This is a genomic window from Thermodesulfobacteriota bacterium (assembly GCA_036482575.1).
Lineage (GTDB): Bacteria > Desulfobacterota > GWC2-55-46 > GWC2-55-46 > JAUVFY01 > JAZGJJ01.
Genome location: JAZGJJ010000070.1, coordinates 1 through 6,699 on the forward strand (window position 1 = coordinate 1; position 6,699 = coordinate 6,699).

Genomic DNA, 6,699 nt, shown 5'->3' on the forward strand with positions numbered 1-6,699 from the left:
CCAGCATCCTTAAGAGCCCCACCTCCGTCCCCGTACCCTCGAAGGATTTCACCAGCCGCACGGGGTCTTCCTTGCGCGTGAAGAAGCGCGGGTCCTGGGTGGCGAACATGCCGTCCTTTATCTCCGGGTCCGCAGCGTCCGGCGGGGTGAAGTGTACGGGGATGAATAGTCCGGGCTTCATTTCCTTCACCGCCTCCACAATCTCACCCGTGTCTATGGCGTGGATGTTGTCGACTATGGAGACGATGGCCACGTCCACGTCCTTAAGCTTCCCCATCTCGGGCGTGCGTGCGGTGTCGCCGGAGAAGTAGATCCTCTGCCCCTCGATCTCCATCAAAAAGCCGCACCCCTCGCCCTTTGTGTGAAAGCCGCGCGCGGCGTAGGCCTCCACCCCGGTTATCCGGACCCCTTTTAGCTCCACCGTCTGCCCTATCTTGACGGTCCTGACCCCCTTTATGTCCTCGGCGCAGTGCTTTATGTAACTCGCGTGGAAAGAGGCGAGTTGCGTCTCCTCGCCCCTTATGGCGCGCACGAACTCGGGCAGGCAGTGGTCCACGTGGTGGTGCGTTATGACGATAAGGTCGGCCTTCGGCGGGTCGGGGTCGAGCATCACCGGGTCGGTGTAGACGATAAGGCCGTCCGGCGTGGTTATCCTAACGGTCGACTGCCCCAGCCACTCGTACCTGAAGCCGCTATGTTCGATCGAGTCCTTCAACTCCGCCATGGCCCTAATTTAGCACGGGTGGCAGGCAGTTGACAACCCCCGGTAATTACTGTAATTTAAGGGTTGTTTTGGGTGAAGCCGTGGATGATAAGTTCTTTATGGCCTCGGCCCTTAAGGAGGCCCGGAAGGCCGAAAAGCGGGGCGAGGTGCCCGTGGGCGCGGTCGTGGTCAAGGGCGGCGAGGTCATCGCCCGGGGCTACAACCGGAAGGAGACCGGTGCGGACCCGACCCTGCATGCCGAGATAGTAGCCCTTAAAAGGGCCGCCAAAAAGCTCGGCGCCTGGCGGCTTACGGGCTGCACGGTCTACGTAACGCTCGAGCCGTGCCTTATGTGCATGGGCGCGATGGTCCAGGCGAGGGTCGAGAGGCTGGTATTCGCCTGCATGGACCCGAAGGCCGGGGCCTGCGGGTCGTTATATAAGGTGGCCGACGACAGGCGTCTTAACCACCGTATAAAGGTCACCAGTGGCGTGGGGGAGGTCGAGGCCCGGGAGCTTCTGAAGGGTTTTTTCTCGAAACTCAGGAAGGGGTGAACCCCCCTCCCCTCCTTCACTCCCCGAACTCCCGTCAAAAAAGTTGAAGCAAGGAGGAAGCGCGCAATAATGGAAATCATGGAAATAAAAGAGAAGATATTTCGTGAGTACGACATAAGGGGGGTCTTCGGCGAGGATCTGACCCCGGGGCTGGCGGAGCTCCTCGGCCGGGCCTACGCCGCCTACCTGAGGGAGAAGACCGGCAAGAGCCCGGACCAGACCCTTAAGGTGAGCGTCGGCCGGGACGTAAGGCTGAGTTCCGGTGAGATAAGGGACGCGCTCGTAAAGGGGCTTACAAAGGCGGGGCTCGACTGCGTGGACCTCGGCGAGTGCCCCACGCCGCTTAGCTACTTCTCGCTCCACACCCTCGACCTCGACGGCGGGATAATGATAACCGGGAGCCACAACCCGCCCGAGTATAACGGTTTCAAGGTGAGCGTCGGCAAGGAGACCATCCACGGCGCGGAGATCCAGGAGTTGAAGGAGGTCATGAAGGGAGAGCTTCCCGGTCCTGCGGAAAAATCGGGCTCGGTCGAGACGATCGACATCATATCAAAGTACGTCGACTATCTCACCGGAAAGTTCTCCATCGGCAAGGATTTAAAGAGGCCGGTCAAGGTAGCGCTCGACGCCGGGAACGGCACCGGGGGGCTCGTGGCGCCGCGCCTCATGAGGGCGCTCGGCTGCGAGGTGGTCGAACTTTTCTGCGAGCCGGACGGCCGCTTCCCCAACCACCACCCCGACCCGACGGTCGAAGAGAACATGCAGGCCCTTGTCCGGGTCGTAAAAGACGAGGGCTGCGACTTCGGCGTGGGCTACGACGGCGACTCGGACAGAATTGGGGTTGTGGACGAGCGGGGGACGATGGTCTGGGGCGACCAGCTGATGGTCATCTTCGCCGGGGACATACTGAAGAAAACGCCGGGCGCTACGATAGTCGGGGAGGTAAAGTGCTCGCAGACCATGTATGACGGGATAGAACGGCTCGGCGGAGAGGCCGTCATGTGGAAGACCGGCCACTCGCTCATAAAGGCCCGGATGAAGGAGCTCGGAGCCGCCATGGCAGGCGAGATGAGCGGCCATATATTTTTCGCGGACCGCTACTTCGGCTTCGACGACGCGGTCTACGCCACCTGCCGCCTCGCCGAGATAATGGCCGCCCGGCTCAAGGAAGATCCGGGCGCCGTATTCTCGGACATCCTGAAGGACCTGCCAAAGACCTTCGCCACGCCCGAGATAAGGGTCGACTGCCCGGACGAGGAGAAGTTCGGCGTGATAGAAAAGCTCCGTGGAGTGGTAAAGGACGGGACGGAAGATCTGCCTGTAAAGGACGTCGTTACCATAGACGGCCTCCGGGTAATATTCGACGAGGGGTGGGCGCTCGTCAGGGCCAGCAACACCCAGCCCGTTCTGGTCCTCAGGTTCGAGGCCGGGAGTGAAGAGACGGTCGAAAGGCTTAAAGAGTTCATGCGGGAGAAGCTCCGGGAAGTAAAGCCCGGCGTGACGATTCCGTGACAACCCCGCTAAAGATAATCCCGCTCGGCGGGCTCGGCGAGATAGGGATGAACATAATGGCGTTCGAGTACGACGACTCCATCATCGTCGTCGACTGCGGCCTCATGTTCCCCGAGGACTACATGCTCGGGATAGACATAGTCATCCCGGACGTAAGTTACCTCAAGAAGAACCGCGATAAAGTAAAGGCGTTCGTCATAACCCACGGCCACGAGGACCACATCGGCGCCCTTCCGTTCGTCCTGCGCGAGATAAACGCGCCCATATACGCGACGAGACTCACCCGGGGCCTCATAGAATCGAAACTTGCCGAGTTCGACCTCCTTAAGAAGACCACCTTCAACACCGTTCGCCCCAGGGATACCGTTACCATCGGCCCGTTCTCCATAGAGTTCATGCGCGTAAGCCACTCCATAGTGGACGGGGTGGCGCTCGCCATAACCACGCCCGTAGGCGTCGTGGTCCACACGGGCGACTTCAAGATGGACCAGACCCCGGTCGATGGCGAGGTCATGGACTACGCGCGCTTCTCCGAGTACGGCGAGAAAGGGGTGCTGGCGCTCCTCTCTGACTCCACTAACGTCGAGAAGGAGGGCTACACCCTCTCGGAGAGGGAGATAGGCGAGAACCTCGAGGATATCTTCAGCAAGGCGGAGGGCAGGATAATCGTGGCCGCCTTCTCGTCGAACATCCACCGCATCCAACAGGTCATGGACACGGCCGACAAGAGCGGAAGGAAGGTCATCCTTAACGGCAGGAGCATGGTCAACAATACGAGGATAGCGAGGGAGCTCGGCTACCTCCGGATCCGTGACGGCCTTATAGCGGATATGAAGCAGGTCGACAGCCTGGGGCGCCGGAAGGTGGTGCTCTTAACGACCGGCAGCCAGGGCGAGCCCATGAGCGCGCTCACCCGCATGGCGCTCGACAACCACAAGCAGCTGAAGATAGTGAAGGGCGACACGGTGGTCCTCTCGTCGAAGTTCATCCCCGGCCACGAGAAGGCCATATCGAACATGATGAACCACCTCTATCGCCGCGGGGCCGACGTGATATACGAAAAGGTCTCCGAGGTACACGTCTCGGGCCACGCGAGCCAGGAGGAGTTGAAGATTATGCTCAACATGGTAAGGCCCCGCTACTTCATCCCCGTCCACGGCGAGTACCGCCACCTGGTCCGCCACTGCCGTCTGGCCACAAAGGTCTGCGTGCCGGAAGAGAATACGATAATAGCCGAAGACGGCGACGTGGTGGAACTTACCGAAGATAGTGCCGGGATAACAGGGAAGGTCGAGTCCGGAAAAGTCTTCGTCGACGGCAAGGGCGTGGGGGACGTAAGGGACATGGTCTTGAAGGACAGGGGGCACCTGGCCAGCGACGGGATGGTGCTGGCCGTGGTGGTCCTTAACGAAAAGACCGGAGAGCTCGTCTACGGACCGGACATAGTAACGCGCGGCGTCGTGCACGAAGAGGAGAGCCCCGAACTTATAGAGGGCGCGAGGGACAGGGTAATCGCCACGCTCGGGGACATAAACGTCGAAGCCAGGAGCGATACGCTCGAAGTCACCGAAGAGGTCAGAAGGAGTCTCAGGCGCTACTTCAACAAGGCACTCGAACGAAGGCCCGTCATACTACCGCTTATAATAGAGATCTAGTTCCGTGGGGAAACCGAAAGTATACCTGGCCGACCTCCGTGCCGACTCGCAGCGGAACCTCCTGGATAAGCTCGACGAGCTTCTCGAAAAAGTCGGCGTAGGTGAAAGGTTCACGAAGGGCCAGCTCGTCGGAATAAAACTCCACTTCGGGGAAAAGGGCAACACCTCTTACATAAGGCCGGTCTTCGTAAGGAAGGTCATAGACGGTATTAAGGAGACCGGCGCAAGGCCGTTCCTTACCGATACGAATACGCTTTACGTCGGCCGGAGGACGAATACGGTCTCCCACATCGAGTGCGCGATACTTAACGGCTTCGGCTTCGCGGCAATGGCCGCGCCCGTAGTCATAGCGGACGGCCTCCGGGGCGAGAGCAAGGAGGCCGTCGAGGTTAACGGAAAGCACCTGAAAGAAGTAAGCATAGCAAAGGAGATATGCGAGGCAAGCGGGCTCGTGGTGCTCACCCACTTCAAGTGCCACGAGCTTACGGGCATGGGCGGGGCTCTGAAGAACGTCGGCATGGGGTGCGCGAGCAGGGAGGGGAAGCTCGCGCAGCACTCCAACTGCGCTCCTATCGTGGATGAGACCGGTTGTACGGCCTGCGGCGAGTGCGCGCTCATCTGCCCGGCGGACGCCATAGAGATAGGCAAGGCGGCCGTCATAGACGAAAAGCTCTGCATCGGATGCAGCCACTGCATAGCCGTCTGCCCCGAGGGCACGATAAACGTACAGTGGAACGAGAACGCCTCCGGGGTGCAGGAGAAGATGGTCGAGCACGCGAAGGGGGCGCTTAAGGGCAAGGACGGCAGGTGCGTCTACGTAAGCTTTATAACGCAGGTCTCCCCTCTCTGCGATTGCTACGGACATACGGACGCGCCTATAGTGCCGGACGTCGGGATAGCGGCCTCGGTTGACCCCGTAGCCCTGGACCGGGCATGCGCGGACCTCGTCAACAGGCAGGAGGGGTATAAGGGTACGGCGCTAAGCGCGGGCCACGAGCCCGGAGGAGACAAGTTTCGGGGGGTGCATCCGGATATAGACTGGGAGGTGCAGCTTAACTACGGCGAAGAGGCGGGGCTCGGGACGAAAGACTATGAACTGGAGGAGGTTTGATATGTATATAAGAAAAGGGAGAGATAACGGGTATCTCGTTTTTTTCGTGGGGTTAACGCTCTTGACGCTCCTTAGTTCGTGCGGGGTCATGAGGACGCTCAAGATAAGGTGCGCCGCGCCCGACCCGCCCTCCGGCCTCGACCCGGACATAATCGTCTCCGCGAGGTACGGCGACGACGTGATTGCCGACGGCGACTGCACGCCCTACAGGACCGTTACCGCCGCCATGAAGGCCGTAAAGGCCGATGAGGTGGTATGGGTCGCTCCGGGCATTTACGACGCCGAGCGTGGTGAAAAGTTCCCCATCCAGCTTCCGCCGGGCGTAACGCTCGTCGGCGACGAGGCCAACAAGGGCAGCGGGCCGGTCCCGACGGTCATTATCGGCAGCGGTCCGGCATACAAGAACTACCACGCGACAATAAAAGGCGCGGGGGGGGCGGGGGGGACGACCGTCTCGGGGCTGGCCATAAGGACGGGCGATAAAAAGCTCTTACGGTTCGGCATCTACAGCGCGGACGCGGGCATTACTATAAGGAACAACAACTTTTCCGACAGCTACGGTGGTGTTACCCTGCACGGCGGCGGCGACCCGCTCGTTGAGGGCAATGTCTTCAAGACGAGCGCCTACGGGGTTTACACGCATTGCCTGGGAACCGCGACCATACGGAAGAACGACTTTATCGAGGGCTCGTACATAGACAACGTCCACGGCGACGCCATTATTAAGGAGAACAACTTTTCCGGAAACAGCTATCGCGCCATATCCGTCCAGTACGGGAACCCGCTCGTAGAAGGCAACTCATTCCACGCCTCGTACGTTCACGGGGCGCTGAGCCTTCACTATGAGGCCAGCCCCGTCGTTCGCGGCAACAGGTTCGAGGTCCAGGGGGGCAACGGCGTTCAGATCAAGGGTCAGGCCCAGCCGGACCTGGGTACCGCCTCGGACCCGGGTGGCAACGTCTTTACCGGCACCGGCGGGACCGCCATAGTTAACGAATCCGGCGCCGTGGTCTACGCGGTCGGTAACAGGTGGAACTCGGATAAGCCCGTCTGCGGGACCGATATAAAGATAGTCAAGAGCGGAAAGGTCGTCTGGGGGGCCGGGGCCGGGGAGAGCTGTGACTGAGGGGCGGAGCTTTAGGTACGCTCACCCTTCGAGAG

At 60.4% G+C, this 6,699-nt stretch carries 6 protein-coding genes; 5 read left to right on the forward strand and 1 reads right to left on the reverse strand.

The features are described from left to right. Positions 1 to 724, reverse strand: a 724-nt coding sequence (locus V3W31_03040) for an MBL fold metallo-hydrolase (GenBank protein MEE9613914.1), incomplete at its 3' end; no start/stop codon positions are given. An 80-nt stretch (positions 725 to 804) separates the two neighbouring features. On the opposite strand from V3W31_03040, the gene tadA reads away from it, so the two are divergent. From tadA to V3W31_03065, 5 genes are all read left to right on the forward strand, one after another. Beyond that, positions 805 to 1,257 carry a tRNA adenosine(34) deaminase TadA gene (gene tadA / locus V3W31_03045; protein ID MEE9613915.1) on the forward strand — a complete coding sequence of 151 codons (453 nt, stop codon included), beginning with the start codon at positions 805 to 807 and terminating at the stop codon, positions 1,255 to 1,257. A 69-nt stretch (positions 1,258 to 1,326) separates the two neighbouring features. Then, positions 1,327 to 2,772 carry a phosphomannomutase/phosphoglucomutase gene (locus V3W31_03050; GenBank protein ID MEE9613916.1) on the forward strand — a complete coding sequence of 482 codons (1,446 nt, stop codon included), beginning with the start codon at positions 1,327 to 1,329 and terminating at the stop codon, positions 2,770 to 2,772. Continuing rightward, entirely contained in the window at positions 2,769 to 4,427 is a 1,659-nt protein-coding gene (locus V3W31_03055; GenBank protein MEE9613917.1) for a ribonuclease J, read from the forward strand. Before V3W31_03050 ends, V3W31_03055 begins: the two co-directional genes overlap by 4 nt. Positions 4,428 to 4,431: 4 nt before the next feature. Further along, positions 4,432 to 5,538, forward strand: coding sequence for a DUF362 domain-containing protein (locus V3W31_03060; GenBank protein MEE9613918.1), 1,107 nt, complete (start codon positions 4,432 to 4,434; stop codon positions 5,536 to 5,538). A 1-nt stretch (position 5,539) separates the two neighbouring features. Beyond that, the gene (locus V3W31_03065) at positions 5,540 to 6,664 is read left to right on the forward strand and encodes a DUF1565 domain-containing protein (protein ID MEE9613919.1); all 1,125 of its coding nucleotides are present in this window, start codon (positions 5,540 to 5,542) and stop codon (positions 6,662 to 6,664) included. Positions 6,665 to 6,699 lie beyond the last annotated feature (35 nt).